The 24,262-nt window shown below is 63.9% G+C and carries 21 protein-coding genes and 3 tRNA genes; 16 read left to right on the top strand and 8 right to left on the bottom strand.

Features of this window, described 5'->3' with window-relative positions:
- Window positions 1–63 precede the first annotated feature (63 nt).
- Window positions 64–1,068, bottom strand: a complete 1,005-nt coding sequence (locus tag IWX81_RS06635; protein ID WP_199280545.1) for a LacI family DNA-binding transcriptional regulator — start codon at window positions 1,066–1,068, stop codon at window positions 64–66.
- A gap of 327 nt (window positions 1,069–1,395) precedes the next feature.
- Here IWX81_RS06635 and IWX81_RS06630 point away from each other — a divergent pair, with 327 nt between their 5' ends.
- A complete protein-coding gene (locus IWX81_RS06630; protein WP_199280544.1) occupies window positions 1,396–3,399 on the top strand; it encodes a hypothetical protein in 2,004 nt (667 codons plus the stop codon).
- 36 nt (window positions 3,400–3,435) lie between these two features.
- Here the strand turns inward: IWX81_RS06630 and IWX81_RS06625 are convergent, their stop codons facing one another.
- Window positions 3,436–4,599, bottom strand: coding sequence for an ROK family transcriptional regulator (locus IWX81_RS06625; protein ID WP_199280543.1), 1,164 nt, complete (start codon window positions 4,597–4,599; stop codon window positions 3,436–3,438).
- A 115-nt stretch (window positions 4,600–4,714) separates the two neighbouring features.
- Here IWX81_RS06625 and IWX81_RS06620 point away from each other — a divergent pair, with 115 nt between their 5' ends.
- The 11 genes from IWX81_RS06620 (at window position 4,715) to IWX81_RS06570 (ending at window position 17,206) form a co-directional block, all read left to right on the top strand.
- Entirely contained in the window at window positions 4,715–6,877 is a 2,163-nt protein-coding gene (locus IWX81_RS06620) for an alpha-galactosidase (protein WP_199280542.1), read from the top strand.
- A 75-nt stretch (window positions 6,878–6,952) separates the two neighbouring features.
- A complete protein-coding gene (locus IWX81_RS06615) occupies window positions 6,953–8,209 on the top strand; it encodes an ABC transporter substrate-binding protein (protein WP_199280541.1) in 1,257 nt (418 codons plus the stop codon).
- 12 nt (window positions 8,210–8,221) lie between these two features.
- Complete coding sequence (locus tag IWX81_RS06610; protein WP_199280540.1) at window positions 8,222–9,139, top strand: carbohydrate ABC transporter permease; 918 nt, start codon at window positions 8,222–8,224, stop codon at window positions 9,137–9,139.
- A complete protein-coding gene (locus IWX81_RS06605; protein WP_199280539.1) occupies window positions 9,136–9,990 on the top strand; it encodes a carbohydrate ABC transporter permease in 855 nt (284 codons plus the stop codon). The genes IWX81_RS06610 and IWX81_RS06605 overlap by 4 nt, the downstream gene beginning before the upstream one ends.
- Window positions 9,991–10,021: 31 nt before the next feature.
- Window positions 10,022–11,071: a zinc-dependent alcohol dehydrogenase gene (locus IWX81_RS06600; RefSeq protein ID WP_199280538.1), complete on the top strand. Its 1,050-nt coding sequence runs from the start codon at window positions 10,022–10,024 to the stop codon at window positions 11,069–11,071.
- Entirely contained in the window at window positions 11,071–12,066 is a 996-nt protein-coding gene (locus tag IWX81_RS06595; RefSeq protein WP_199280537.1) for a Gfo/Idh/MocA family protein, read from the top strand. Before IWX81_RS06600 ends, IWX81_RS06595 begins: the two co-directional genes overlap by 1 nt.
- On the top strand, window positions 12,059–13,144 hold the full coding sequence (locus tag IWX81_RS06590) for a cellulase family glycosylhydrolase (RefSeq protein WP_199280536.1): 1,086 nt from the start codon (window positions 12,059–12,061) through the stop codon (window positions 13,142–13,144). The genes IWX81_RS06595 and IWX81_RS06590 overlap by 8 nt, the downstream gene beginning before the upstream one ends.
- A gap of 140 nt (window positions 13,145–13,284) precedes the next feature.
- Entirely contained in the window at window positions 13,285–14,199 is a 915-nt protein-coding gene (locus tag IWX81_RS06585; RefSeq protein WP_199280535.1) for a haloalkane dehalogenase, read from the top strand.
- Between the two features lie 183 nt (window positions 14,200–14,382).
- Window positions 14,383–14,745 (top strand): putative quinol monooxygenase, encoded by a 363-nt coding sequence (locus tag IWX81_RS15055; RefSeq protein ID WP_442977633.1) that lies wholly within the window; start codon window positions 14,383–14,385, stop codon window positions 14,743–14,745.
- 2 nt (window positions 14,746–14,747) lie between these two features.
- A complete protein-coding gene (locus IWX81_RS06575) occupies window positions 14,748–15,335 on the top strand; it encodes a DUF1349 domain-containing protein (protein ID WP_199280972.1) in 588 nt (195 codons plus the stop codon).
- A 1,280-nt stretch (window positions 15,336–16,615) separates the two neighbouring features.
- The gene (locus tag IWX81_RS06570; protein ID WP_199280533.1) at window positions 16,616–17,206 is read left to right on the top strand and encodes a hypothetical protein; all 591 of its coding nucleotides are present in this window, start codon (window positions 16,616–16,618) and stop codon (window positions 17,204–17,206) included.
- Between the two features lie 97 nt (window positions 17,207–17,303).
- On the opposite strand, the gene IWX81_RS06565 is transcribed toward IWX81_RS06570, so the two are convergent.
- Both IWX81_RS06565 and IWX81_RS06560 read right to left on the bottom strand, forming a co-directional pair.
- Window positions 17,304–17,714, bottom strand: coding sequence for a hypothetical protein (locus tag IWX81_RS06565; RefSeq protein ID WP_199280532.1), 411 nt, complete (start codon window positions 17,712–17,714; stop codon window positions 17,304–17,306).
- Window positions 17,715–17,724: 10 nt separating this feature from the next.
- Window positions 17,725–18,135, bottom strand: a complete 411-nt coding sequence (locus IWX81_RS06560) for a helix-turn-helix domain-containing protein (RefSeq protein ID WP_199280531.1) — start codon at window positions 18,133–18,135, stop codon at window positions 17,725–17,727.
- A gap of 206 nt (window positions 18,136–18,341) precedes the next feature.
- Here IWX81_RS06560 and IWX81_RS06555 point away from each other — a divergent pair, with 206 nt between their 5' ends.
- A complete protein-coding gene (locus IWX81_RS06555) occupies window positions 18,342–19,322 on the top strand; it encodes a tyrosine-type recombinase/integrase (protein WP_199280530.1) in 981 nt (326 codons plus the stop codon).
- Here IWX81_RS06555 and IWX81_RS06550 read toward each other — a convergent pair.
- The 3 genes from IWX81_RS06550 to IWX81_RS06540 form a co-directional block, all read right to left on the bottom strand.
- Window positions 19,323–19,398: transfer RNA gene (locus IWX81_RS06550), tRNA-Phe, on the bottom strand.
- 61 nt (window positions 19,399–19,459) lie between these two features.
- A tRNA-Asp gene (locus IWX81_RS06545) sits at window positions 19,460–19,533 on the bottom strand.
- A gap of 75 nt (window positions 19,534–19,608) precedes the next feature.
- Window positions 19,609–19,684, bottom strand: a tRNA-Glu gene (locus tag IWX81_RS06540).
- A gap of 262 nt (window positions 19,685–19,946) precedes the next feature.
- Between IWX81_RS06540 and IWX81_RS06535 the strand changes: the two genes are divergently transcribed.
- Together IWX81_RS06535 and IWX81_RS06530 are read left to right on the top strand one after the other, a co-directional pair.
- Window positions 19,947–21,221: a peptidoglycan DD-metalloendopeptidase family protein gene (locus tag IWX81_RS06535; RefSeq protein WP_199280529.1), complete on the top strand. Its 1,275-nt coding sequence runs from the start codon at window positions 19,947–19,949 to the stop codon at window positions 21,219–21,221.
- A 27-nt stretch (window positions 21,222–21,248) separates the two neighbouring features.
- Window positions 21,249–22,616 carry a C40 family peptidase gene (locus IWX81_RS06530; RefSeq protein ID WP_199280528.1) on the top strand — a complete coding sequence of 456 codons (1,368 nt, stop codon included), beginning with the start codon at window positions 21,249–21,251 and terminating at the stop codon, window positions 22,614–22,616.
- 121 nt (window positions 22,617–22,737) lie between these two features.
- On the opposite strand, the gene IWX81_RS06525 is transcribed toward IWX81_RS06530, so the two are convergent.
- Window positions 22,738–23,229, bottom strand: a complete 492-nt coding sequence (locus IWX81_RS06525) for an inorganic diphosphatase (RefSeq protein WP_199280527.1) — start codon at window positions 23,227–23,229, stop codon at window positions 22,738–22,740.
- A 49-nt stretch (window positions 23,230–23,278) separates the two neighbouring features.
- On the opposite strand from IWX81_RS06525, the gene tilS reads away from it, so the two are divergent.
- Complete coding sequence (gene tilS, locus IWX81_RS06520; protein ID WP_199280526.1) at window positions 23,279–24,259, top strand: tRNA lysidine(34) synthetase TilS; 981 nt, start codon at window positions 23,279–23,281, stop codon at window positions 24,257–24,259.
- Window positions 24,260–24,262 lie beyond the last annotated feature (3 nt).

The following is a 24,262-nucleotide window of genomic DNA, read 5'->3' as shown; positions in this document are numbered from 1 at the left end:
ATGTCCCGGACGTGCAGTCACGCTAGCAAAAAGTACACCCATGTACAAACAGCGACCTGATGACTAGCCCGACGAACTCGAGCGGATGACCAGTTCGTAATCGAGGGTGACTTCCCGGGCCGGGCTGTCGTCGCCGCCGATGCGGTCGCTCAGCAGGGAGAGTGCGACCGCGGCGATCTGTGCCTTGTCCGGGCGAATCGTTGTGAGTGTGGGAGTAGCAAACCGACCCTCCTCGATGTCGTCGAACCCGGCGACTGCAACGTCGTCGGGAACTCGGACGCCAGACCGCTGAAGTTCGTGCATCGCCCCCAGCGCGAGCAAATCGTTGAAGCAGAAGACAGCATCGAACAGGATTCCGGACGCGAGGAGCTCCCGGACCGCACGTGCTCCCTCCGCCCGGCTGAAGGCGGTCACTGAAACTTGCAATGCGGATTCCGGTGACAGGCCAGCAGCGCGTAGGGCCAGAAGGTAGCCGCGTTGCCGTTGGTAGGCGTTCGTTGACTCTCCGCCGCTTTGGAGGCCGATCGCGGCGACGCGTCGACGGCCGACGCCGACCAGATGCGTTACGGCGTCGAGGGCGGCCGCGACGTTGTCGATGGCGACATGATCCCCCCGAGAGCTGCCGATTCTTTCACCCAGAAGCACTGTGGGAACTCCGAATGATGATGGCAGGTCCGGCTCGCCGAGGCCCGAAGGGCTGAAGATGAAGCCATCGACCTGAATTTCGTCGAGCTCCTTCAGAACCGCGCGTTCGCGTTCCGGCGCTCCATCGGTCTGCTTGACATGCACCGAGAGGCCGGTTGCGGCAGCGGCTCGAACGATCGCGCTCGTCAACTCGGAGAAGTACGGACTATCGAGCCAGGGCACGGCCAGCGCAATCGCGTCGGACCGTCCGGTTCGCATCACGCGGGGCGCCAGGTTGATGCGGTAGCCCGTTTCGGCAATCGCGTCTCGTACTCGCCGTTCCGTCTCAGGGCGCACGGCGGGCCATCCGCGAACGACGTTGGACACCGTCTTCGGCGACACCCCAGCCCTTGCCGCGACATCCTCCATCGTTGGTCGAGCCATCGGACGCCACCTCACTGCACAGGGGGCGACGGTCGCCCGATGATTCACGGTAACAGCGGATACCTGCTTGCTCCTGCATTCGCCGAAGGGAAACCGACGGATTCGAACCACATCTTTACATGCATGAACTAAACGCGGTAGCGTCGCCTCTCGATGGCCGCTGGCAGAGGCGGGGGCCGCGAATCTAAAGGAGAACCGCTCGTGATCAGCTCCGCGTCAACGTCTCGTAACTGGGGTTCAGCGCGCGAGCGTGCCGTCTTCTCGCCGGTGTGGCCTGAACGTTCCTTCTGCTTCCACCCGAGCCTGCCGCCCCGTCGGAATAGCGCCGTGGAGGAGATCAGCCAGTTTCAGCCGACGATGCTGACGTGGCCGGGGATGGGCGGCGGGTCGATCTCCCTTCCTTACCTCGAGTCCGAGATCACGGGCGACATCCCCGCTCGCTTTCGCTACTACGGCTACCTTAATGACGGTGAGTTCATGCGCGCCTGCCAGGCACGTGGCATCAAGTTCTTCGGAGTGGTGTTCTGCGCTCAGGGCTGGGAGGTGCCCGCGGTGTTGAGCGCCGACGGGCGCCAGGTGATCGACCTGAACCTCCCCGAGGGGCAGACTCACTCAAGCTGGCTCGGCTTGCGGGAGTTCTCTCAGAACTCAGTCCCAGGGCTGTGGGGTTCGTTCGAGTCGTACTTCCCCGACGGCCTCCACGACTCTCGAGGCCACCGAGTCGACGATCTCTGGACCGAGGGATCGTGCATCGACATCACTGGCTCGCCGATCCGAACCCAATGGGTCGAGGTCGTCGGCATGAGCCATCAATGCCATTTCATGGACCTGAACAACATCGTGTGGCGCAACTACCTCCGCGCCATCATCCGAATCCAGATCGACTCGGGTGTCGACGGCGTCCAGTTCGACGAACCGATGGCTCCCACTCAGTACGGCGGATGCTTCTGTTACGACTGCGTAGAGGGCTTCCGCAACTTCCTCACCCAGTCCCCGTCTACCCGTCACGAGGCAGTGCGCAAGATCCTCGGCGCCGCGCGCTTGGATATCAAGGCCTGGCTTCTGGGCGAGGGGCTCTCCCGAATCGACGAGGCACCCGCCGAGGTCGCGGATGCTTATGCCGAGTTCACCAAGGACTCGCTCACGAGGAGCATGCGAGAGCTTGCGGACTATGCCCGGACCTATGCGATGGAGCACCATGGCCGGAGGGTGGCGGTATCGGCGAACGTCTATGACGCCTTGCCGGTGTATGACGAGTTCGTGGACTTCCTCGATGTGCTGGTTCCCGAACATGCTCACACGCGATGGAACCAAGGCGTGTGGACCAGGTACGCGGCCGCGTTCGCCCGGGGACTGCCACTGTGCGCAGGCATCAATCCCTACAATGAGCACACCCTTGCCGAACTCTCGGATGGCTTCGCAAGAGGCAAGCTCTCGTCGCGACTGTCAACGCTCATGTTCGAGGCGGCGGCGCTCGGCATCAACCTTGCCGTGCCATACGGGTCTTGGATGGGCAACCAACGCCCCGGTGCCATGTACGTTCCTGCGGGCCCGACGTCGGCTGCGCAGGACTTCATCGTCGAGAACGCCGAGCTCATCGACGCGGAGCCGGCCAATCCCGTGGCAGTGCTCTACTCCGTCGAGTCGAACTATCTACGGGCGGCCCGAGCGCTGCGCGGAACCCCGGAAAAGCAGACGGGGCGCCACTCGCTGGAACTGGCCCAGCCGCCCCTGGTGCTTGCCGGCGATCTTGTCCAGTCCGGGATTGCGTTCGACGTCGTGTTTGTCTCGGACACGGCGGAGCGTGGTGAGCTCCTCCTCAATTCCCTAGCCGGATACGACGTCGTGATGGCTCATGGGTGCGAGCGGCTGAGTGATCAGCAGCTCGCGATCCTCGAGGACTATCTCCGCTCCGGGGGACGGATCATCGCGGACGACGCCTTCGGAGGCGAATCAAACTCTGCGGGCGTGGCGCGGCTGGTCGGAGCCCCGGGCTTCTCGACAGGCAACCGTGTGCCCAAGGACGCGATCCTCGATCTCGGAGGTTCCGACGAGCACGAATCCATCGCCGTCAGTCTTCGGCGGGTGCGCACGGACAGCGACGGCGACCGCGCGGCGCTGCACCTCGTCAACTACCAATTCGATGAGGACGCTGACCGAGTGCCCCGACGGCTGGTGCGCCCGACGGTCCGGCTCCCGTTCTTGCCGACCAATGCCAGCCTGATCCGGCCTGGCGTGCCGGCCCGGGACCTCGAGCTCATGCCGTCGGAGGGCGGGGTCATCATGGAGGCCTTCGAATTCGATCAGTACGCGATCGTGCATCTGCGTTAGCGACACCGAGTGAATGAGCGCGCTGGGCGCGCTGGGTCAGTCTGCCGCCGAATCGCCCACGAGTTGCCGACGTGGGAACGCGGCCTGAATGGCGACGACGGCGGCTCCGCGCGCCCATTCGACGAAACTCATCGGCTTGATAATGGGCAGGGAGTGACTGGCTTGATCCCACGAGTACGCTCGGAGGCCCTCTTCGAGCGAGGATCGGCCGACGCTGGCGATCTGCACGCCCTCTCCGGAGAGAATCACTCGCTCTACGCCCGTCATCGCGGTGACATCGGCTGTCGCCATGCCAAGCGCCCGGGCGGCATCCTTGACGACCCTCGACGCCGCTGGATCGCCCTGCGAGGCCAGAAGCAAGACCTCTTCATAATCGAGGGTGCGACCATGTGCGACGCTTGCGGCAGCGATGATCGAGGATGCCTCCAGGTAGGCCACCAGGCATCCTCGGTGGCCTCGTGGGCAGAGCGGACCCGACGGGTCCACGGGATGGTGCGCGACCAGCTCTCCGACCGTCGGCACGACCTCGTCTCTGATGACCAACCCGTAGCCGATCCCCGCACCCACCGTGATGACCGCGAAGTTGGAATAGTCGCGTCCCGGCCCGAACCAGTGGAGTGCCCGCATGAGGCCTGCCACATCGTGGTCGAGGTAGAGCGGAGTGGTGATCCGCTCCTGCAGCATCGCGCGGAAGGGCACGTTCTGCCAGCGCATGAAAGGTGAGTCCACGACGATCTCACCGTCCTCGACGCGGCCTCCGACGGTGACGCCGATTGCGGTGATGGGTGTCGATGAGTTCGACTCGAGCTCCGCCACCAAGTCGACGACGATGTCCAGCACCTTGTCGACATCGAAGGATGTGACCGGCACGGACACGCTTTGGGAGACGTTCGCCCGCAGATCGGTCACCACTCCATAGATCAGTTCTGAGGTGAGCTTGATGCCGATGAACGAGTACTTTGACGCCGGCACGTTCAAGGGCAGGGACGCCTGACCCCGGCCCGACTTTCTCACCGCGCCTTCTTCGACGAGCACGCCGAGCTGGAGGAGTGGCTTGACGACGCGCGTCAGGGTCGGAGATGACAAGCCCAAGCGCTGGGCCAAAGCGGCGCGAGAGAGCGGCCCATTGACCAGCACCTCGATCGCAACGGCAATCGCGGAGTCGGGGAGGCCGCCGACACCGTCAGTCTCTTCGTTCATGTTCTACCTCAGAAGCTAAAGCGGGGCAGCCCGCCCGATGAAACGGGAAATGACGAACCTCTTGACACGTTCTACTTTTGATACGAAACTAGAACGCAAGTCAAAGGAGCCTGCAATGAGACTAACCACAACCGTGAGCGAGCGGGAGTGCGTCGTGATCTCTGCGGGCGGAACCACACTGGTGGTCGATACGTCAGGCGGAGTGCCCGACATCCTCTATTGGGGGCCTCCGTTCGAGGCCTCTGATGACGCTGCTCGTATCGTCGATGCACTCACCGAAGTGCAATGGACGAGCGACGGTCCTCAGTCTCGCCTGCACCCCGGAGTAGTTCCCGCGCAGTCATCGGGTTGGATGGGAACCCCGGGACTGGAAGGCCATCGGGACGGCAGATTCTTCACGACCCGATTCGAGCGGGTTTCGAGCACCCGCGATTCTTTGGCGGATGGCACCGAGGTTCTGAAGCACGTCGGGAGGGACTCAGACGCTTTAGTCTCAATCGAGGTTGAGGTCCACGCTCTCTCGTCTGGCCTGGTGCGGGTACGAGCCATCATCACGAACGACTCGACCGTCGAGAATTATGTCCTCAACTCGCTGAAGATGGCGCTTCCAGTGCCAGCGCAAGCCACCGAGATACTCGACTTCGCGGGCAAGCACCTGAAGGAGCGCGTGCCGCAGCGACAGCCGTTCTCCTTTGGAACCCACCTGCGCGAAGCTCGTCGTGGGAAGCCCGGATCTGACGGCGCCTACGTTCTCGTCGCGGGAACAGAAGGCTTCGCACATACGCGCGGTCAGGCATGGGCAGTGCACGTGGGGTGGAGCGGCAACCAGACCCTCTTCGCGGAGCGTTCGATGACCGGCCGCCGTTACATCGGAGGTGGGGAGCTGCTGCTTCCCGGCGAGGTCACGCTGCCGCCCGGGAATTCCTACTCCGCACCGTGGCTTTACGCGGCTCATGGCGTCGGGCTCAATGAGATCACCGCCCAGTTCCACGCGCACGCTCGCTCCATCCAGCGGTTCTCCCACCCCCGCCCGGTGATCCTCAATACGTGGGAGGCCGTCTACTTCGATCACGACATCTCAAAGCTTCGTGCCCTGCTGGATGCCGGCGCCGAGGTCGGGGTCGAACGCTTCGTCCTCGACGATGGATGGTTCGGCGCCCGGGTCAACGATCGAGCTGGACTGGGCGACTGGCAGGTCAGTGCGCAGACCTGGCCCAACGGACTGGCACCCCTCGTCGCCGAGGTCAGGGCCCGAGGAATGCAGTTCGGCCTCTGGTTCGAGCCGGAGATGATCAACGAGGACTCTGAGACCGCAAGAAGCCACCCGGAGTGGATTCTGGGTGCGGGGGAGCGACTACCGCTTCCCGCCAGGAATCAACAGGTCATCAACCTCGCCAATCCCGACGCCTATCACTACGTGCTCGAGTCGATCAGTTCTCTCGTGGCCGAACTTCAGATCGACTACATCAAGTGGGACCACAATCGCGACCTCCTCGAAGCGGGGGATCGCGCTGACAATCAAGCGCGAGTGCACCTCCAGACCCGGGCGACCTACGCGATGATGGATGAACTCCGTCACCGCCATCCGTCCCTCGAGATCGAATCCTGCGCGTCGGGCGGGGGCCGTGTCGACTTGGGAATGCTCGAGCACACCGACCGCGTCTGGGGTAGCGACTGCATCGACCCCCTCGAGCGCCAGCGGATTCAACGAGGAACTGCCCTTCTTCTGCCGCCGGAGATCGTCGGCTCTCATGTCGGGGCGCCGACAGCGCACACGACACATCGCACCCATTCCCTCGCGTTTCGTGCTGCCACGGCCCTGTTCGGGAGTTTCGGAATCGAGTGGGACCTGCTCGCGGCAAGCGCTCTCGACCGAGCTGAGCTGTCGGAATGGGTCGACCTCTACAAGCAGACCCGAGCTCTCGTGCACTCCGGCCGATACCTGGTGTGCGACACGGACGACGAGACCTACTGGTGTTACGGTGTCGTCGCTCAGGATCAGAGCGAGGCGATCTTCGCGTTCGTGAGCATCGACTCATCTGCCGCGGCAATGCCGCAACGAATCCAGCTGGTCGGGCTGGACGACGCCGCGCAGTACCGCCTCGAACCGATCAATCTCTGCGCTTCCGCGCTGGCCGGACTCGCCAGCGGCCCACCCCGCTGGGTTCAGGAAAACTCCGTCGCATCCGGTCATCTTCTGAGGACCGTGGGTGTGCAAGCACCGCTGCTCTACCCGGAGCAGTCGTTCTTGGTGCGACTGGTTCGGGCGGACAACTGACAGTCCCCGCCCGAACCAACGCCCAGTACCGCGGTACCAGCACCAACTCGCAATCAAAATACAAAGGAGTAGATGATGAAAAAGTCTATCGCCGCGGTGAGCGTACTCGCCGCGTTGACGCTTGTGCTTGCCGGGTGCGCCCCGGCCAGCGAAAGCGGAACCACAGAGATCCGGTATCAGATTCAGGACCCGGAGGATGCCGACAGCCTGGCGCTGATACAGGGGTCCGTCGACCAGTTCAACGACGCTAACCCCGACATCAAGGTCACGCTCGAGGCGGTCCCGCTCGACCAGCAGCGCACCGTGCTGCAGACCCAGCTGCGCTCGGGTGAGGGTCCGGACGTCTTCCAGTACGACACTGGCCCCGGCTACGCTGGCGCGCTATCCGAGGCGGGTCTCCTGCTCGACCTCACCGACGCGTACACGGAGAACAGCTGGCCGGTCTACGACTTCGCCAAGGAGCGCGTGACGTTCGACGGCAAGGTCGTTGGTATTCCGCAGGAGCTGGAGTTGCTCGGGGTCTACTACAACATGGACATCCTGGCTGCCAGCGGTCTGGAGGCTCCGGCGTCCGTAGATGACCTCTTCACAGGCGGAGAAAGCCTCATCGGGGAGGGGATCATTCCGTTCACGTTTGGCGATGAGCCCGGGTGGCCGGCATTCCACATCTTCAGCATGTCTCTGGTCAGCGCCCTCGGGGCGGACAAGGTGCAGTCGCTGATCGATGGCGAGAGCCAGTGGAATGAGCCTGAGGTCGTCAAGGTTCTCGACCTTGTTTTCAAGCAGTTCTTGGACGCGGGACTATACCCGCCGACCCCGACGGCCCTGACGTACGATGACGCGAACTCCCTGTTCCTGTCGGGTCAGGCGGCGAAGAACCCGACGGGCAGCTGGCTGATCGCCGATCTGGCTGACGCGGACTTCGAGATCGGCTTCATGCCGTTCCCGGCATCCGATGGTCCTGGCGCGTTCACGGGCGGCCTCGGGGCAGGGACGTTCGTCTCTGCGTCGACCAAGGCTCCTGAGGCGGCAATTACGTTCATGAGCTTTCTCGTGAGCGAGGAGCGCGGTCGCTATGAAGTCGAGACGCTGCAGCGCATCCCAGCGTTCCCGGTCGACACCGCCGGCATCGAGATCTCGCCGCTCTTCGCGAATGTGATCGAAGAGGTCAACAACTTCGCTACCGGCGGAGCGGCGCTCGGTGCCAGCATCGACGTCAACATGGGTGACGAGTTCAACAAGGCGATGTCCGACGGCATCCAGGCGCTGCTGACCGGTTCGGTCACGGCGCAGGAGCTTGCGGACTCCCTGCAGGCTGCGTCCGAGCTCTAAGGAAAAGAAGGAATGTCTCACACCACCAGCACCGTGCCACGTCCCACGCGGATCGCGAAGGCACGGCTCGGATACCTCTTCATCGCGCCGGGAGCGGTGCTGGTGGTGACCTTCTTCATCTTTCCTCTGGGAAACGCTCTCTATCTCTCGTTCCTCGACTTCGACGGGATCAGCGCGAACCCGCCGTTCGTCGGACTCGACAACTACGTACGGCTCCTCGCCGATCAATTGGCGATCGATGCCATCGGCAGAAACTTCCTCTGGGTCATCGTCGGCACCATCACCCCCCTGGTCCTCGGGCTGATCATGGCGCTAGCCCTCTGGACCCTCGGAAGAGGTTCGGTCCTCTACCGAATCCTCTTCTTCCTCCCGCATCTGCTTCCGGTCGTCGCGGTCGGCGTGGTCTGGGGATGGATTTACAACCCCATCCGTGGCTGGCTCAATGAAGCCCTCCGGCTCGTGGGCTTGGAGTCGCTTCAACGCGGCTGGCTCGGCGAACCTGATACGGCTCTCTGGGCAGTTCTGGCCACGGCGATCTGGGCCACCTACGGATTCGTCTTGATCATTTTGCTGTCCGCCCTGGGCAACGTCGATGAGGAGCTGCTTGAGGCCGCCCGCCTCGACGGAACCAACGCCGTGCAACGTGTCTGGCACATCGTTTTGCCCCAGATCGTGCCGGTCTTCATCCTCGTCACCACGTTGACACTCGTTGGCGGCTTCGCCGTCTTCGACATCGTGTTCGTGATGACCGGCGGCGGCCCCGCGAACGCATCAAACCTCCTGGGCACCTACGCCTACGCGAATGCTTTCCAGTTGGGCAACCTGTCCTACGGCACGACTCTCGCGTTGGTCATCCTCGTTCTGTCCGTCCCGTTCGTGATCGCGCTGAACCTCATCCAGCGTCGACTTTCCCTGAGGAACATCCGATGACGCTCGACACCCGTTCACCTCGGACCACGCGAGTGCCGTTGCGAGCGGTGCCCCGGCATGTGACCCTTGCCCTGCTCGCTGCTTTGAGCACCTTCCCGATCGTGCTCATCCTCTCGACGGCCCTCAAAACCCCCGAGGACGTGAGAACGAACCCGTTCGGCTTGTTCAGCAGCTTCTCGTGGGACAACATCGTTCAGGCGTGGACGGCGGGCAAGTTCAGCGAGTACTTCTTCAACAGCGTGCTGCTCACCGGCCCAACGACCATCCTCGTCCTGGTGATCTCCACAATGGGGGGCTATGCGTTCGCGCGACTTCCGTTCCGCGGGCGTGGACTGATCTTTTACGTGTCGACTCTGGGGCTGCTCGTGCCCTTCTTCGCGTACATGATTCCGCTGTACTTCCAGCTCAAGACGATGAGCCTGCTCAACACCTATCCCGGAGTCGTCCTCGTTCTGACGTCGATCGCCCTGCCGTTCGGGTTGTTCTTCATGCGGGCGTTCTTCTTGGAGTTGCCCAACGAGATCGAGGACAGCGCACGGATCGACGGGTGCAGCGAGTTTCAGATCTTCCTTCGCGTGATGCTTCCCCTCGGCGCTCCCGGACTGGGAACCCTTGCCATCTTCACGGCACTGCAGACGTGGAACAACTTCCTCGTTCCCCTGCTGTTTCTTCCCGGCGGATCGCTCAGACCGCTCACCACCGGCATCTACCTCTTCGCCGGGGGCCGTAGCGCCGAGATCGGCCCGCTCGCCGCCGGCACCCTTATCACGATCATCCCGATCATCGTTCTCTTCATCGCACTTCAGCGACAGGTCGTCGCAGGGTTCCTGGCCGGCGCGGTCAAGGGCTGAAGACACATCTAACGGAAGGCACAACACCATCGTGGGCGAGCTACTCAGATTCTCCGCACCCCGCCAGGCTCACGTCGTCGAGTTCGAGGACGAGATGCCGGGGGCGCAGCAGTACCGAATCGAGACCCTGTATTCGGGGATCTCAGCGGGAACCGAGCTGACCGCATATCGCGGGACGAACCCATACCTCAACCGCCGTTGGGTGGCCCAGGAGCGCCTGTTCGTCGACGGAGGGACAACCGTCGACTTCCCGATCGATGGAACCGGGTACGAGGAGGTCGGCACGATCACGGCAGCAGGTCCGGGCGCGGACATGTCCATGGTCGGACAGCTCGTGTGGGGCGACTGGGGACATCGGACGAGCTGCGTCCGAGACGCGGACTGGGTTCAGGCGCGAGTGCTGCCTGATGGGCTGGACCCCAAGCTCGGCATCTTCGCGAAGATCGGTGCCATCGGTCTCAACGCGGTGCTCGATGCTGACATCCATATCGGCGAGACGGTAGTCGTGTTCGGGGCTGGCGTGCCGGGCCAGATCGTCGCGCAACTCGCCCGGTTGAACGGCGCGCGAGTCATCGTCGTCGACCCTGACGAGTCCCGCCGAGACCTGGCAACCCGTCTTGGCGCCGCCCTGACCATCGACCCCATGACCAACGATGTCGCCGACGTCGTCAAAGGCCTCACTGACCACCGTGGAGCCGACGTCGTGGTCGAGATGAGTGGTAGCTACGTGGCCCTTCAAGAATCCATCCGGGTCGTCGCCTACAGCTCGAGAGTCGTCGTCAGCGGCTTCTACCAGGGCGAAGGAGCCGCTCTGCGTCTCGGCGAGGAGTTTCATCACAACCGGGTCAACCTCGTCGGGTCCCAGATCTCCGGCGTCTCGCCCTCCATCCAGCACCGCTGGGACGAGTTGCGGATGTCGCGGACGGTACTGGCGCTGGCTCGGGACGGGCAACTCAATCTCCGCGACCTCATCTCCCACACCGTCACCTCCGCCGACTCCCCGGCGGCGTTCGAGATGATCGACAGCAGCCCGAGCGGCGTGCTCCAGGTGGTCATCGACTACCGGACTAGCACGGACTAATGGGCACATCTGTCAAGAAGCAGCTCCAGTGGGGGATTCTCGGGACGGGCCTCGCCGCCAAGCTGATGACACGAGACCTCGTTCAACAGGGCCATCAGGTAGCTGCGGTCGGATCGCGGGGGCAGGATTCGGCGGACTCGTTCGCCGGGCTATTTGGCATCCCGAGGGCTCATGGCTCTTACGAAGCGCTCGTTGCTGACAACTCGGTAGATATCATCCACGTCGCTACTCCTCACAATCTGCACGCCGAGAACGCGACCATGGCGTTGCTCCACGGCAAGCATGTTCTGGTCGAGAAGGCGTTCACCGTCAACCGGGCAGAGGCGGCGACTCTCGCCCAGCTCGCACGGTCGCTCAATCTCGTCGTGATGGAGGCGATGTGGACCAGGTTCCTCCCGCACATGGACTTCGTCAGGGCTGCAGTGCGCCGCGGCGATATCGGAGACATCACCCACATTCAGGCAACCCACGCTCAAGACCTTCCGGCGGACGACGATCACCGCCTGAATCGTCTCGACCTGGCCGGTGGCGCTCTGCTGGATCTCGGCGTGTATCCGATCTCGTTCGCCCATGATCTGCTCGGAAAGCCCCAGGACATCGCCGCTCGGGCCACGTTCAAGAAGACGGGCGTGGACGGAACGGTCTCGACGCACTTCACCTATGCGAGCGGGGCTACCTCCGAAACGTTCTCGTCAAGTCATCAGGCCGCGATCAATGATGCGATCATCACCGGCACGACCGGCCAGATCGCGATCGCTGCGGTCTTCTACGAGCCCGCGGCCGTCGTCGTCACGGACAATGGTGGTGTCGTCCTTTCGCGGTATGAGCGCAGCCTCGCTGGCAGAGGGATGCAATACCAAGCACTCGAAATGGAGCGCCTCGTCACCGCAGGAGAGCGCGACAGTCCGCTCATGCCCTTAGACCAATCAGTCGAGATCATGGGCGTGATGGATGCGATCCGCTCGGAGATCGGGCTGCGGTACCCCGATGAGTAATCACCGGTGGAGCACGGTCGAGGCGTGGGCATGGTTCGAGACCCAGCCGTGGTTGGTGGGGTGCAACTACATCCCGCGCACGGCGGTCAACCAGCTCGAGATGTGGCAGAGCGCCACCTTCGATCTCGAGACGATCGATCAGGAGTTGGGGTGGGCCGCCGGGCTGGGGATGAACACGGTGCGAGTGTTCCTCCACGACTTGCTCTGGCGCGGCGAGGGCGAGAAGTTCCTCGACCGCGTGGATCAGTTCCTGGAGATCGCTTCGCGTCATGGCATCCGTACTCTCGTGGTGCTGTTCGATGACTGCTGGCACGACGGCGCCAAGCCGGGCGCGCAGCCGCCACCGGTGCCGGGTGTTCACAACTCTCGCTGGCTTCAGTCGCCCGGTCGCCGCGCAGCCCGAGACCGAGGCACGTGGGTGCGCCTCGAGCAGTACGTGAAGGCTGTCGTCGGTCGTTTTCGCGATGACGATCGCGTTCTGGGGTGGGACATCACCAACGAGGTGACGAACCACTACCTTCCCGCCCTCGAACTCGTGCCGCCGATCCGAGCGATCGCGTTGACCGCGGTGCGGGTCAGGCAACGGCTGAGCCGCCCGGTCACGGTCGAGCTGATGGTCGCCGCATTCGGGTGGGCTCGGTCGGTCGATCCGACTCAACCGCTGACCGCGGGTGCGTGGCGCAAATCCTCCGGGGAGCTCAACCGCACGCTCTTCGAGCTCTCCGACATCATCACCTTCCACAACTACGAGCCGCTCAGCGAACTCGCGCAGCAGGTCGATGAGCTTCAGCAACTCAATCGACCGACTCTGTGCACCGAGTGGCTGGCGCGTGGCTACGACTCCGAGATCGCGACCCACATCCCGTTCTTCCGCAGCCAGAAGGTGGGATGCCTCAACTGGGGGCTCGTCGACGGCAAGACTCAGACCACCGTCCGGTGGAAGTGGGCCTCTCCTCGACTGCGACGAACACTTCCCTGGTTTCACGATCTGCTTCGTCGCGACGGCACGCCGTACCGTGAGGAGGAAGCCTTCGTGCTGCGCAATGAAACCCACGCGGCCAACGGCAGCCGCTCCTGAGCGCCGCTGGATGCTCTCACCTCCGCCTGCGTCATTGACGGCCAATGGGACTTCTTCCACGTGGCCGGCCCGCTCAGGATCCATGCCGGCACCCGGGCACCCCTCAACCCGATCGCCCTCACATAGACAGGACCGCACGTATGATCGACGCCCTTCGCGAGGGAACCCTGCGTACCCCGGATGAACGATTCGCATCGCTGCCCGACTACTCGTTCCCGCCGAGCTCCTTCACTGACCCCCGGACGCGACTGCGCATGCACTACGTCGACGAGGGTGATCCCCAAGCCGAGTCGACCTTCCTCTGCTTGCACGGTCAGCCGACCTGGTCGTTTCTTTACCGAAAGATGATCCCGGTCTTCGCGGACCACGGCCGCGTGATCGCGCCCGACCTGATCGGTTTCGGCAAGTCCGACAAGCCGATCTCCGCATCCGAATACACCTTTGCGATGCACCGCTCGTCGTTGCTCGCCCTGATCGAGCACCTTGACCTGCGATCGATCACGCTGGTCTGCCAAGACTGGGGAGGACTTTTAGGGTTGACTCTGCCGATGGAGATGTCGGAGCGCTTCGATCGCTTGATCGTCATGAACACGTCGCTGGCGACGGGCGACGTGGAACTCGGTGAAGGGTTTCATCGGTGGCAGCAGTACAACCGTGATCACGTTGACCTTGACATCGCAGAATTGATGGCAGCGGCCAGCCCGGGGCTCTCACCGGCCGAAGCAGCTGCGTATGTGGCCCCCTTCCCAGACCTCAGATACAAGTCCGGCGTGCGCAGCTTTCCCGACCTGGTGCCGACCACGGCCGATCACCCCACGGCGCGCCTCTCTCAACGTGCCCGCGAATGGTGGCGTCAAGAGTGGAGTGGTGCATCGTTCATGGCCGTTGGGGCGCTGGATCCGGTGATTCCCCCAGAGTCGATGGAGAGACTTCGCTCGTGGATCCGCGGGTGCCCGGAGCCCATGATTCTCAGCGATGTCGGTCACTTCGTGCAGGAGCATGGGGAGCAGGTTGCCCGCGCCGCCTTGGCATCGTTCAGCCGGGAGCGACGCTAGGTGGTTCGATGAGATGCAGATCCCGAACCTTGGCACGGACACCATCGCCAACGAGGTGACGACTGATCCCGCCAGCGGCATCGTGCTGCCGCTACAGATCTTCCTGAGGCGTAACCTCGGGATTGCCCTGACCGAAATCCTGTCGCTGGATGCTCTCGCCTCCGACTGCGCCATTGACGGCCAATGGGACTCCCTCTACGTGGCAGGCCCGCTCAAGATACGCGCTGGGAGTGCGCACCCGGTTCACCTCTTCGCGCACGGGGTGCGCTGCTTGACCTTCAGCGTCTTTCGCGCCTCGAGCACGGGTGTCGCAAGTGCGACCTTGCTCTGGACTCCTGCAATCCGGACGTCATGTCGATCCTCGAACGATTTCGTTGCGCGGCCGACTTCGAAGAACATCGGCAGTCGGCGCATTGTGCGCGAAGTGCCGTAGGAGAAATCTTCCGGATGCTCACCTCCCGGAGCGCCAATCAGTGGTCGGTCACCGAATCTGGCCCCATGGATACCCTTGGACCGCCACTGGCTGGGAGTACTGACAGGCTATGAAGATGAACAACATCGCCTGGGCGGCGGGTACATGGACGACCCCGCCAGTCCGCCACGAGACGAAGGATGACGGCCTGTACGTGACCGCGCGGGAGAACAGCGACGCGTGGCGCACCACCTCGTACGGGTTCATCCACGATTCCGAGCATGCGCTTCTGGCACCGTTTGAGCAAGGCAGCGCGGTTGAGGTGACATTCCGCCTGAACTTCGCGGCCCAGTTCGATCAGGCGGGCGTATTCATCCGTACCGACGAAGCTACATGGATCAAGGCCGGGATCGAATGGAGCGATGGGCAGGAGAGTCTGGGCGCGGTCGTCACGCGAGGCGTATCCGACTGGTCTCTATCTCCGACGCCGGGGTGGGACGGACGGCTCGTCACTGTGCGCGCCAGCAGGTCAGGCGACGCTGTGACGATTCGCGCAAGGGTGGATGAGGAGCCGTGGCGACTCGTCAGAGTCGCGCCACTGGACCCGGATGCAGCTGTCTCCGCGGGACCATTCTGCTGCGCGCCCACGCGTAGTGGCCTGACTGTGCACTTCACCTCCTGGCGCACCACCCCGCCTGACGCGAGCCTTCACCCGGAGAGCTGATGAGCCCGACGCTCGCCCACCCCGCTGTCGCTCGCAGGGGGAGTCGCGGCGCGCTCCTCCACTGGTGCTGGCACTGCGTGGGCCATCTGCAGTTCCCGCCATTTACACGACACGACAGGTCGGTGGCGGTCCCGCGGGTGCGCGGCGCTCTCGTGTAGGGACAGCGAAAAACCGCTGAAAACCGCAGCCTTTTATGGTGGCTCCGACGGGCGTCGATCCCGTGACCTCACCAATTTCAGTCGTGCCGTTGACGCTGCGGCGGGCCTATACCCGCAAACGAAGAAACGCTCGACCGCGAAGCCGAATCGGTCGTCAACCGCGTATGTGAGCGCCCTTTCGAGGTTTCGCCTGGCGTATTTGTGCGGTGCCGCACCCGCGTCAATAGCAAGTGTCCCTCGTGCGCCGAGCTGTACGGGGGGATTGGGCGGCGATTGCTCGCTCGGGAGAGTTCGACGGCCCGGTTGAGAACTTCCAGTTCTACCTGCTGACGCTCACGGCTCCATTCTTCGGCCGCGAGCATCGGGTGCGGCACGATTCACTCGGTTGATGATGCGTCGTTGCGTTGCGTTGCGTTGCGTGGCGTGGCGCTGGACGTCCCAACCTAGGACTACGCAGCCCAAGTCGCTTGTAATCGTGACTCCGGGCTCCTCCGGGCTCCTCCGGGCTCCTCTGGGCTCGGACCCGGCGACGCATCCGCGACCGAGTTCTTCATCGTCCGTGAATGGCAAGAGCGCGGAGTGCTGCATGTTCAGGCGCTGGTTCGGATCGCTCGCGCTGAGGCTCCCGGAAGCGTTGCACTGGGTGAGGGTGCTCGAACTGCTGTTGCGGTCTCGAAGGTCGACGGCACTCTCGTCGGTTGGGGAGACCAGAGTCAGTGCGATGCATTTCGAGCCAATGGCGACGGTGCTCGAACCACCTGGTATCTCTCGAAAGCTTTGAACTAAGTAATGAAGGACACCGCTCGCGCCGCACTCGGGGAGCAAAATCGCGCATGGGCGCACTTGGCCCAGCTGAATGCAGCGGCGCGTTCGATGCGGTGCTCGGTCAGCTGTCCGCCCGCGTCCTGCGCAAATCGCGTCCATTCGAGCCATGGCGCTCGCTCGCACGTCGTTATTGCGTCGCGACGGACTCGAAACCGAACGGGAGGGTCGTTTACGGTACTCACGAGTGCGGTGCAACATCGGCCATGCAAGTTGCGTTCGGTGAAATGTGGCCTCAGGGAACCGTCTTCCGTGGGCCGGTATGCATTGCTCTGTCCGCGCCGTGTCTAAGGTTCAGATGTGGCCGAGCTGACGCAATTCGTAGATACCTGGGCGGCATCTATTCTGACGCTGGTGTTGATCAGCGTGACCATTTGGTACGCAGTTCAGACGCAAAAAATGGCCAGAGCAGCAAGAGAATCCGCAGACAGTTCTAGAGAAGCAGCGCAATACTCCGCTCGCTCAGCGGCTATCGCGGCGGCTGGTACGGCTGTCGACTTTGCGCTCAGCCCGACATTTGCTTTCGATCTCGAGGTTGAGGGTATGCCATTCAAAGGTGTGCGCGTCGAGTGCGAAGGGGCGGCGGTTTACTTGCACGGCATTGTTCTCGAGGAAGCGCGAGCATTGAATCCCGACACTAAAAACAGCGCAACCTCATTCGAGGATTCTCAGCTATTCGGCGGCGAAAGAACCCCTTCCTTGAACGGCCTGGGCGACACTCCAACGCTCATGCACAAAGAGGAGTTCGTTTTTCTGGAGTTTCCCCGTGAGGATTGGCAGGAATGCGAGGTCGCCAGTCTGGCGATCGCTATCGACTACTCGTTCGATGGTCAGCCGCCTTTGCGTAGCCGCAGGGTGGAGTTTGATTTCTACCACCGGGAGATCGGATAGTCGCCCAAAGGTTGGAAGGCAAGTGGCCGGCGCCTGCAGGGTGCTGGCCGCGCGGCAGCTAGATCTTGTATAGCTAATTTCGGGAAGACACGCTCGCTCAGACTGTGAGCGGCGAAAGCCGAGCGATGACCTCGTTCGCAATGTGTTCTGGGATCTTCCAATGGAGTTCGCCTGCCTTCGTGGTGATGACAAGGTCAGCGGACTCTCCCCAAGGCATCACCATCTGCTCGTGTGGCCGTTCCTGCGTCATTCGGACGTCGATGACGTCGATCTCTCGGTCGCCCACAATCCCCACGCTGGGCACGAACCGCAGGTGTCCAGGGCTGATCTCACAGACGCCGGTACTCCACTCAGTCCCGATATTCAGGACCCGGCCGTCCGACGCGCGAATGCCGCAGCGCACCTTGTCCTGGGCGAGAAGCCGACGATCGGCGGCTCGCCCCTTGGGCACGAAATCGGGCGCGAGGGACAGCAAGAGGCTGCCGAGGATGTCGAGGACGATGCTCACGAGGAGATCTCTACCGGTATTCGTCGATCGGAAGCGGGTTCTGAGCCCAACGGTTGATTGTGCTCACCCCGACTCCTAGGAGTGCGGCGGCGTCCCGCTGGGTGTAGTTCATCTTCGTCAGAGCGTACTCCGCGACTACCAGCTCCCGGGAGTTGTAGTTGCGACGGTATGCACGCATCCCGCTAACTGTGCGTCGGAACCTCTCGCGCATCTCGGTCTCATACTTCTTCATCGATTCTTCGTGGCCGTATTTGTGACCCTTTCGACCGTCATCGGCGAACCTCGCGTCGTCGATCAACTCCGCGACGGCCCATGATTGCTGGGAAAGCTCTCGCATTCGGGCGCCTACGTCCCCGCAGTTGAGCTCTTCGAAAACGGTGGTTGGGCCGTCATCCAAGGGCTTGTCGTTCTTCGTCACCATGCGCCAAAGCTGGCGCTGGCGCTGGCTCTGTGGACTCGTTCGCGAACGTGAACAAGATCGAGAATGAGGATGCACGTGAGCGCTGCGCGGACGGGCTGGACGGCGGTGGGAGTAGCCGGTGCCGAAGGCCCGGCGTCCCCACCGCGGTCGGCCCGCTGCACATCGCATCGGGTGAACCTCAGCTCGTTCCTGCTCGGGATCGCTTTATGACCACGGTGGTGGAGCTTTACGAGCGCTACCGTCCGTTGATTCTGAGCAACATTGCGCCCGGGACCGGCCGCGCGTACACATACGCCTGGGGCAGGCGTGTTGGCCCAACTTTCGCCACTCGAGACATTGAGCAGATAAGCACGCTCGAGGTGGAGCTGGCGGTCGCGTCGTGGTCGGGCGCCTACTCCACTCGAGTCGATGCGCGTAGCCTGCTCTCGCGGATTTGCCGCACCGCGATCAAAGGCGGAATCATTCCGACAGATCCCTGCGTCGGAGTCGAGCGTCCGCGCACTCACGACAGCGACCCAACTTCGCGTGCAGTGAACCTGGGGCAGATCCAATCGCTGCTCAAGGCGCTGCCGCAGAGCGGTCCTTACCGCCGTTTCGTACTCGCCATGCTCTACACCGGCTGTCGCTTGGGTGAGATCGCCGCCCTCCGTCCCGCCGATATCGACTGGGCGACGAACACGATCAACATCAGCCGTACGGCCTCACCCGGCCTCACCGGACAGCTTTTGATTGGGCCGACAAAGGGGCGCCGCGTGCGCGCGGTCCCGTTGGCTGCTCCGTTCGCTCCGATCGTCCGGGAGGCGGCAGCGGGCAAGGACCCCTTCGAGTGGTTGTTCCCTGGTCCGCGCGGGGGCACGATCAACTCAAAGAATCTCAGCCGCGCGCTGGATTGGTTCACTATTCGCGAATCGATCAAGCGATTCCCGCAAGATGAAGAGCAACTTCACTGGCATGATTTGCGGCACACCGCGGCGGTCATGCTCTTTCGCGCGGGGCTGTCGGCTCCGGACGTGCAGGCGATCCTGGGGCACTCGTCCCTGGCCGTGACGCAGCTTTATGCCAACACCCGCAACGATGCCGCGAAGCGCGGCGCGGTAGCACTGAGTGACTTCTATGCCCCGAAATCGAGAGGTCAGTTGGAAGGGGGTGAGGAAGCCGCACAAACGGCCTCTGACCTGGATATTTAGTGGTGGCTCCGACGGGCGTCGATCCCGTGACCTCACGATTTTCAGTCGTGCGCTCTACCAACTGAGCTACAGAGCCGTGCAGGTTTTCACCCATACTGCACAAAAAGCCCCTCCTTTCGAAGAGGCTTTCTGCTTTGCGACCCTGACCGGACTTGAACCGGCGACCTCCGCCGTGACAGGGCGGCGCGCTAACCAACTGCGCTACAGGGCCTAGCTATTTAGTTCTGTTCACACTGCGTTCTGCTCAGACAATACTGCGTCCTGCTCAAACATTTCTGCCTGTGTCTGGTGACCCCAACGGGATTCGAACCCGTGCTGCCGCCGTGAAAGGGCGGTGTCCTAGGCCACTAAACGATGGGGCCTCGAAGTCACAGAACTTCTTAGCTACCGAGGGACAAGCATAGGGGTGCTTTGGGCAAATGCCAAACCGGCCCAATTCCGCAAAAGGTGAGGATGTCCGGGGCATCCACCCGAGGTCGCGGTAGTTTCAATCCGTTGTTGAACCTTTACGGATGGGGTTCCACAACTTTTTGCTGGGCATTCGGGCCTCGCGTTGCTACTGTGATCACTGTTAACAGTGTTACTGGCGTGACTGGGGCCGCGCGGAACACGATATGGGGAGCAATGGGCAACACGAATATTCGCCGGGGGGCGTCTGCGGTCACGCTGCGATCGACGCGCAGCCGTGTGATCGCGGTCGTTGCTGCCTTCTGCATCGCCATCACCGCAACGACCGTCTCGACCCAGAACGCGTTCGCTGACGACTATCCGACCTGGAGCGACGTCACCAACGCTCGCAACAACCAGGCAGCGACAGCGGCTGCCGTTGCCCAGATCACATCCCTCCTCGCCCAGCTCGAGGCCGACGCGATCCGCACCCAGGCCGACGCTGAAGCCAAGGGCACGCTCTGGCAGGAAGCCGAGAGCAAGTTCGCCGCCGCCGCCGCACGGGCTGCAACGCTGCAGCAGCAGGCCGACGTGTCCAATGCCACAGCGGCCGCCTCGGAACAGCGCGCAGGCCAGATGGCCGCCCAGCTCGTCCGCAACGGTGGCGGGGACCTCACCACCAACCTCCTGCTGAATGCCCAGGATGCCGACAACCTGCTCGACAACCTCGGACTGTCGAGCAAGGTCTCCGAGCAGGCGTACGCCATCTACGAGCGCGCCATCGTCGACCGCAACACCGCGCAGTCGCAGACCGATGCCGCCGACGTGGCCCAGGCCGAACTCAAGGTGCTCAAAGAGGCAGCCGAGAAGCTCTTCATCGAGGCGCAGGCCGCCTCCGCCGCTGCCGCCGCGGCCGTACAGGCGCAGCAGACTCATAAGCTCGAACTCGAAGCCCAGCTCAGCGCGCTGACCGCAGCAACTGCCGTCACCGAAGCCAGCTACCTGCAGGGCGTGCAGGTCCGTGAAGAAGCTCGTCGGGCCCAGGAAGCGCGGGATGCGGCAGCCGCCGCGGCCGCCAGCCTCGAGGCCGGTGAAATCAGCCTGAGCGGCTGGGTGCGCCCCGCCGGCGGCTACATCTCGTCGGTCTACGGCTGGAGCATCGGCTACGGCAGCAACTTCCACAAAGGTACAGACCTCGCGGCCGGTTGCGGCGCACCCATCTTCGCCGCGGCATCCGGAACCGTCACATACGCGGCACAGGGCTGGAACGGCGGCTACGGCAACATGGTGATGATCGACCACGGCAATGGCGTCACCACGCGCTACGGCCACATCGTCAACGGCGGCATTCTCGTCGGGCAGGGCCAGTCGATCGGCGTCGGTAACCAGATCGCCCGCGTCGGCAGCACCGGCAATTCCACGGGTTGCCACCTCCACTTCGAGGTGCTGATCAATGGCAACCACACCGACCCCGTGCCCTTTATGGCCAATCAGGGCATCTCGCTTGGCTGATCGACGCGGCGCGGTCTCCGAGCGGTAATGCCTGCGCATCACCGCCCCTGGGGGGCGCTCACCATCGTCGTCTCCGCAGGCCTTGTGCTGGCCATGGGCGTTGCCGGGCCGGCAGCAGCCGTCGAGTATCCCTCGTGGGATGACGTGCAGAACGCACGGCAGAACCAGGCAGCAACGGCAGCGACCGCCGCCGAGATCGAGGGATTCCTCGTGAGCCTCGAGAATGAGGCGGCGAAGCTCGGTCGCGCGGCCCAGATCAAGGGCGAGTCGTACAACGTCGCACGTGAGGCCCTGGACGCGGCATCCAGCACCTCGGCACGGCTCAATGCCCAGGCTCAGGATGCCGCGGCGCGGGCCGCGCAGTCCAGCCGCCGTGCCGGGCAGATCATCGCCCAACTCGCGCGCAGCGGTGGCGGAAACCTCAGTGTCACGCTCATGCTGAGCCCGCAAGCGGACGACCTGCTCGGAAGCCTCGCCTCGATGACCAAGCTCACCGAGCAATCCGCCCACCAGCTCGACGACGCCAACCAGGACAAAAATGTCGCCACAGCCCTGACAGCGCAGGCCACGACCGCCGAGGCCGCCCGCAAGGCCCTCGCCGACGAGGCGAAGGCTGCCTTCGACGACGCGAGCGACGCCTCCAGGGAGTTGGCGGCGAAGATCGCCGACCAGCAGGAGGCCGCGGACCAGTTGTACGCGCAGCTCGCCGCGCTCAAGGGGACGACCGCCGACCTCGAGCGGCAATACATCGAGGGGAGGACGGCAACGCGACCGACCCCGGGTGGCCCGACGGCACCCACGGTTCCCACGGTGCCCACTCGACCTGCGCCGAATCAGCCCGCCCCGACCCAGCCGACGCCGGGCACGCAACCTCCCGTGGTCACTCCTCCGGTCGTCACCCCGCCGGTGGTGACTCCTCCGGTGGTGACTCCTCCCGTAGTGGCCCCGCCCGTGGTCACGCCCCCGGTGGTGACGCCACCGCCAGCACCAGCGCCAGCACCAGCGCCAGCACCGGCCCCGTCCACGGTCGAGGCGGCGATCGCCTTCGCGACAGCCCAGCTGGGCGACCGCTACCAGTACGGCGGATCCGGCCCCAACGACTGGGATTGCTCAGGCCTGACGAAGGCGTCGTACGCGGCGGCCGGCGTCTACATCGGTGCGCACGGATCCACCAGCCAGTATCGCTACCTGAGCGGCCAGGGCAGGCTCGTGCCGATCAGCCAGATGCAGCGCGGCGACCTGATTTTCTACTCCGAAGACGGCTCGTACGTCTACCACACCGCCATCTACATCGGCGGCGGCAGGATGATCGAGGCCCAGTATGAGGGCGTGCCGGTGAAGATCGCCCCCGTCCGCAGTTGGGACCTGATGTCGTACGTCGGTCGTCCCGCCTGACGGCGGTTCGGCATCCACTCGGAATGCCCGCCGACATGACGCAAAAGGCTGCTATCCGCGAGCGGTAGCAGCCTTTTGAGTCACCTCGACACGGGTGGTCGGGGGAAGGATCGGGCGGGGACTAGTGCTTGCCCTCGGCGAGCTTTGTTATGCCGGCCTGCACGATGGCGTCGGCCTCAGCGGCGTCGCCCCAGCCGTCGAGCTTGACCCACTTGCCGGGCTCGAGGTCTTTGTAGTGCTCGAAGAAGTGCTCGATCTCGCGGCGGGTGAACTCCGGGATGTCATCCAGGTCCTGGATGTGCGCCCAGCGCGGGTCCTTGGCCTGCACGCAGATGACCTTGGCATCGCTGCCGCCGTCGTCGGTCATGTTAAAGACGCCGACGGGGCGCACGGAGATGCCGACGCCGGGGAAGGTGGGCGCGTCGAGAAGGATGAGCGCGTCGACGGGGTCACCGTCGAGTCCGAGCGTGTTCTCGAAGTAGCCGTAGTCGGTGGGGTACGCGAAGCTCGTGAAGAGGTAGCGGTCGAGGAAGACGCGACCGGTCTCGTGGTCGACCTCGTATTTGTTGCGGCTCCCCCGGGGGATCTCGACAACGACGTCGTAAGCGGTCATGGGCTGTGCTCCTCAAAAGTCTGGTGTTTTCTGCCGTTAACGTTATCGGATGAAGAACCAGCGTCCGAGACTGTCTCCCGCCATCGCGGATGTTCGTCGCGCGGTGCGTGCGGCGCTCCACGACGGCGAACTCGTGCTCGTCGCGCTCTCCGGCGGCCCCGACTCCCTGGCGCTCGCCGCGGCTGTGGCGTTCGAGGCTCCCCGGGCGGGAGCGCGCGCGGGCACCGTGATCGTCGACCACGGGCTGCAGGCGGGGTCGGCGGATGCCGCGGCCAGGGCTCGCGGCCAGGCCGAAGCCCTCGGGCTCGACCCGGTGCGGGTAGAGACCGTCACCGTGGGGGTGGACGGCGGTCCGGAGGCCGCGGCCCGCACGGCCCGGTACCGCGCCCTCTCCGAGGCGGCGTCAGGGTTGGGCGCGGCAGCCGTGCTGCTCGGCCACACGCTCGACGACCAGGCCGAGACGGTGCTGCTGGGTCTCGCGCGGGGCAGTGGCGCCGCGAGCCTGCAGGGGATGGCCGCCGAGACGGGGATCTACCGGCGACCGCTGCTGGGCATCCGGCGCCAACAGACCGTGCAGTTCTGCGAGGACTCCGGGCTCTCACCCTGGCACGATCCCCAGAACTCCGACCCGGCGTTCACGCGCGTGCGGGTGCGGTCGACCGTGCTGCCGATGCTCGAAACCGAGCTCGGGCCCGGCGTCAGCGAGGCTCTCGCGCGCACGGCCGGGCAGTTGCGCGAAGACGCCGAAGCGCTCGATCATTTCGCCGAGGAGATCGCCGAAGACCTCGCCGAGCATTCCGAGGCCGGCATCTCGTTGCCGGTAGGCGCGCTCGCAGCAAACCCGGCCGCGCTCCGGCAGCGGTTGATCAGGCTGGCGGTCGACAGCGAGTTCCACGTGTCGCTCAGCCGCAGCCAGACGCTCGAGGTCGCGCGGCTGGTCACCGACTGGCACGGGCAGGGCGCCATCGACCTGCCCGGCGTTAGGGTGGAACGGCACGCCGGACTGCTGCTGTTCAGCGCTCGAGATTAGGGA

Origin of the sequence: Salinibacterium sp. CAN_S4 (assembly GCF_015752305.1) — a bacterium.
GTDB lineage: Bacteria > Actinomycetota > Actinomycetes > Actinomycetales > Microbacteriaceae > Rhodoglobus.
Note: the sequence above shows the minus strand (reverse complement) of the source record. Positions and strands in the feature narration are given on the sequence as shown.

What these genes read in the sequence shown, in the direction of transcription:
- IWX81_RS06635 (WP_199280545.1), bottom strand. Translation starts at nt 1,068, where the DNA reads ATGGCTCGACCAACGATGGAGGATGTCGCGGCAAGGGCTGGGGTGTCG.
- IWX81_RS06625 (WP_199280543.1), bottom strand. Translation starts at nt 4,599, where the DNA reads ATGAACGAAGAGACTGACGGTGTCGGCGGCCTCCCCGACTCCGCGATT.
- IWX81_RS06620 (WP_199280542.1), top strand. Translation starts at nt 4,715, where the DNA reads ATGAGACTAACCACAACCGTGAGCGAGCGGGAGTGCGTCGTGATCTCT.
- IWX81_RS06615 (WP_199280541.1), top strand. Translation starts at nt 6,953, where the DNA reads ATGAAAAAGTCTATCGCCGCGGTGAGCGTACTCGCCGCGTTGACGCTT.
- IWX81_RS06610 (WP_199280540.1), top strand. Translation starts at nt 8,222, where the DNA reads ATGTCTCACACCACCAGCACCGTGCCACGTCCCACGCGGATCGCGAAG.
- IWX81_RS06605 (WP_199280539.1), top strand. Translation starts at nt 9,136, where the DNA reads ATGACGCTCGACACCCGTTCACCTCGGACCACGCGAGTGCCGTTGCGA.
- IWX81_RS06595 (WP_199280537.1), top strand. Translation starts at nt 11,071, where the DNA reads ATGGGCACATCTGTCAAGAAGCAGCTCCAGTGGGGGATTCTCGGGACG.
- IWX81_RS06590 (WP_199280536.1), top strand. Translation starts at nt 12,059, where the DNA reads ATGAGTAATCACCGGTGGAGCACGGTCGAGGCGTGGGCATGGTTCGAG.
- IWX81_RS06585 (WP_199280535.1), top strand. Translation starts at nt 13,285, where the DNA reads ATGATCGACGCCCTTCGCGAGGGAACCCTGCGTACCCCGGATGAACGA.
- IWX81_RS15055 (WP_442977633.1), top strand. Translation starts at nt 14,383, where the DNA reads ATGGGACTCCCTCTACGTGGCAGGCCCGCTCAAGATACGCGCTGGGAG.
- IWX81_RS06575 (WP_199280972.1), top strand. Translation starts at nt 14,748, where the DNA reads ATGAACAACATCGCCTGGGCGGCGGGTACATGGACGACCCCGCCAGTC.
- IWX81_RS06560 (WP_199280531.1), bottom strand. Translation starts at nt 18,135, where the DNA reads ATGGTGACGAAGAACGACAAGCCCTTGGATGACGGCCCAACCACCGTT.
- IWX81_RS06555 (WP_199280530.1), top strand. Translation starts at nt 18,342, where the DNA reads ATGACCACGGTGGTGGAGCTTTACGAGCGCTACCGTCCGTTGATTCTG.
- IWX81_RS06535 (WP_199280529.1), top strand. Translation starts at nt 19,947, where the DNA reads ATGGGCAACACGAATATTCGCCGGGGGGCGTCTGCGGTCACGCTGCGA.
- IWX81_RS06530 (WP_199280528.1), top strand. Translation starts at nt 21,249, where the DNA reads ATGCCTGCGCATCACCGCCCCTGGGGGGCGCTCACCATCGTCGTCTCC.
- IWX81_RS06525 (WP_199280527.1), bottom strand. Translation starts at nt 23,229, where the DNA reads ATGACCGCTTACGACGTCGTTGTCGAGATCCCCCGGGGGAGCCGCAAC.
- tilS (WP_199280526.1), top strand. Translation starts at nt 23,279, where the DNA reads ATGAAGAACCAGCGTCCGAGACTGTCTCCCGCCATCGCGGATGTTCGT.